The organism is Kutzneria sp. NPDC051319, from assembly GCF_040682195.1.
GTDB lineage: Bacteria > Actinomycetota > Actinomycetes > Mycobacteriales > Pseudonocardiaceae > Kutzneria.
The window spans coordinates 1-2,575 of sequence record NZ_JBFBAM010000158.1 but is presented as its reverse complement, the minus strand read 5'-3'; the positions used below and the strand labels follow the sequence as shown (position 1 = coordinate 2,575).

Below are 2,575 nucleotides of genomic sequence, written 5' to 3'. Positions count from 1 at the left end.
AGCGCATGTGGCGTTTCCACCCCCAAACGCCACATGCGCTTCCCGCTTGGCGCCTGGTGCCACATAGGAAGCGCATGTGGCAAAAGAGGGGGTGTTCAGCGAAGGACGGTTCTACCCTGGCGGTCTACCGCCGACCACGCGGCGTGCCACAGGTCGCGGGTGGTTACCCGGCGGACGTGCTCCCGCTCCACCAGCCGCCCGGCCACGAACACGAGGTCCCAGTCGACGACGTCGCCCTGGGCGGCCACCAGTCGCCGGACCTCCTGCTCGGCGACGCAGGCGTCCTGGTGCTCGCCCAGCACCTCCTGTAGCTCCTTCGACGCCCGCACGAGCTCCTTGAGCTGCTTGCCGGTGATGGGACGGACCAGCTCGGCGGCGTACCGCAAACGCTTGCCGAGAATGCGCAGCCGGTGCAGGTCCTCGTCCGGCGGATCGGCCGGCAGGGCCCGGACCGCCTTGCGCAGCTTCCGGTACGGCGCCCGCACCAGGTCCATCAAGGCGGGCTCCGGCGCGGTCGGGTCGAGCTCGGAGTTGGCCGCCTGGGCCAGGTGACCCAGCAGCGTCCGGTAGCGCGAGCTGTTCAGGGCCGAGGTGAGTCGTTCACGAGCGGAGACCCGGTCGTTGACGAGGCCGTCCAACAGGGTGGTGGCGACGGTCCGCTCGTCATCGGGAAAGTCGTCGGACTCGGCCCGAAGACGATCGATCAGCACGTCCAGATCCCGCACCGGCCCCAGCGCGCCACCGAGCCAGCCCAGCTCGACCCGCAGCTTGGCACTATCGGGCACACTGTCGGGCGCGGACTTGAGCACAGCTCGCAGCCGCCGCACCGACACGCGCATCTGGTGCAGGTCCTCGGGATCCTCGCCGGTGCGGGTGCCGGGCTCGTAGTGCAGCATGGCCAACGTCTGGGCATGCAGCGCCGCTCGGACGTGGCGGGCGACCGGATCCTTCGCGGTGGCCGGGACCGGGAGCGGCGCCAGGCCCAGACGTTCCGGCGTGACGGGCCGGCGAGCTGGGGCGATGGACGTGCTCATTGGTGAATGGTAGGTGACATGCGGATCAATGGCTCCCCCGAAGAGACGCACGCGGACCTGCTCGAAACGGCCGTTCGCGAGGCCAAGGCCGGTCGGGCCGAGGGCGGCATCCCGATCGGCGCCGCGCTTTTCCACGTGGACGGCACGCTGTTGGGCAGCGGCCACAACCGCCGCGTGCAGGACGGTGATCCCTCGATGCACGCCGAGACCGCCGCCTTCCGCAACGCCGGCCGGCGACCGACCTATCGGGACACGATCATGGTGACCACGCTGTCGCCGTGCTGGTACTGCTCCGGCCTCGTCCGCCAGTTCAACATCGGCCACGTCGTGATCGGCGAGGCCCGCACCTTCCACGGCGGCCACGACTGGCTGGCCGAGCACGGCGTGGCCGTGACGGTGCTCGACGACGCCGAATGCGTCAGCATGATGACCGAGTTCATCGCGGCCGAACCGCACCTGTGGTTCGAGGACATCGGGGAGACTCCGTGACCGAGGCAGTGCCCAGCATCGACCTCCAGGCCTGGTTCCACGGCGACGACCGGGACCGTGCCGAGGTCGCCGCCCGCGTCGACGAGGCCTTGCAGACGGCCGGCTTCCTGTTGATCACCGGGCACGAGGTCAGCACCTCGTTGCGTGACGACACGCGGGCTGTGGCCCGGGAGTTCTTCGCGCTGCCCGAGGACGTCAAGCAGACCTACGCCACCGCCGTCGGCGGCCGCGGCTGGCTGCCTCCCGGGGCCGAGGCCAACGGCTACGCCGAGGGCACGCCCACGCCACCGGACATGAAGGAGTCCTTCACCGCCGCCTGCGACACCCCCACCGGCAACCCCGCCGTCGACGCCGAGTGGTTCGCCCCCAACGTCTGGCCCGACGCCCAACTGCCCCGGATGCGCTCCGTCGTCGGCGAGTACCTGGACGAGATGCACGCCCTGTCCGACGAGCTGATGGCCCTGTGCGCCGTCGCCCTCGGCCTGGACGTCGACTACTTCGAGCCGTTCCTGTCCGAGCCCACCTACGGCTTCAACATCAACTGGTACCCGCCCCTGACCCGCGTCGGCCCCGCCGCCGAGGGCCAGTTCCGCATCGGCCCGCACACCGACTTCGGCACCGTGACCGTGTTGGACCGCGAGCCCGGCCTCGGCGGCCTCCAGATCTACACCGCCGACGGCCAGTGGATCGACGCCCCGTACGACCCCGCCGCCTTCACCGTCAACATCGGCGACCTCATGGCCCGCTGGACCGGCGACCGCTGGCGCTCCACCCGCCACCGCGTCCTTCCCCCGCCCGCCGACGCCCCCACCGAGGACCTCGTGTCGTTGGTCTTCTTCTACGAGGCCAACCACGACGCCGTGGTGGAGTCCCTGGCCCCGCCCATCGGCCGCCGCACCTACCCGCCCACCAACTGGGGGCAGTACCTGAAGGAGAAGCTGGCCGCGATCAGTGTCGGCTGATCGGGGGGCGGCAAAGTTCGGGGCCGACCTGGGCTTCGAGATCCTGGCCACCACCGGGACCGCGGAGGTGCTGCGCCGCAACGGCGTCGC

The 2,575-nt window shown here is 70.7% G+C and carries 4 protein-coding genes; 3 read left to right on the top strand and 1 reads right to left on the bottom strand.

The genetic code is table 11. The features are described from left to right. Positions 1 to 95 precede the first annotated feature (95 nt). Positions 96 to 1,034, bottom strand: a complete 939-nt coding sequence (locus AB0M73_RS49710; protein ID WP_363907225.1) for a CHAD domain-containing protein — start codon at positions 1,032 to 1,034, stop codon at positions 96 to 98. An 18-nt stretch (positions 1,035 to 1,052) separates the two neighbouring features. Between AB0M73_RS49710 and AB0M73_RS49705 the strand changes: the two genes are divergently transcribed. The 3 genes from AB0M73_RS49705 to AB0M73_RS49695 all read left to right on the top strand — a co-directional run. After that, the gene (locus tag AB0M73_RS49705) at positions 1,053 to 1,523 is read left to right on the top strand and encodes a nucleoside deaminase (RefSeq protein WP_363907223.1); all 471 of its coding nucleotides are present in this window, start codon (positions 1,053 to 1,055) and stop codon (positions 1,521 to 1,523) included. Beyond that, positions 1,520 to 2,485, top strand: a complete 966-nt coding sequence (locus AB0M73_RS49700) for a 2-oxoglutarate and iron-dependent oxygenase domain-containing protein (RefSeq protein ID WP_363907221.1) — start codon at positions 1,520 to 1,522, stop codon at positions 2,483 to 2,485. The genes AB0M73_RS49705 and AB0M73_RS49700 overlap by 4 nt, the downstream gene beginning before the upstream one ends. Next, positions 2,475 to 2,575, top strand: a 101-nt coding sequence (locus tag AB0M73_RS49695) for a hypothetical protein (RefSeq protein ID WP_363907227.1), incomplete at its 3' end; no start/stop codon positions are given. The genes AB0M73_RS49700 and AB0M73_RS49695, both read left to right, overlap by 11 nt.

Excerpts from the sequence above, each read along its gene's own strand:
- AB0M73_RS49705 (WP_363907223.1), top strand. The coding sequence starts at position 1,053 with ATGCGGATCAATGGCTCCCCCGAAGAGACGCACGCGGACCTGCTCGAA.
- AB0M73_RS49710 (WP_363907225.1), bottom strand. The coding sequence starts at position 1,034 with ATGAGCACGTCCATCGCCCCAGCTCGCCGGCCCGTCACGCCGGAACGT.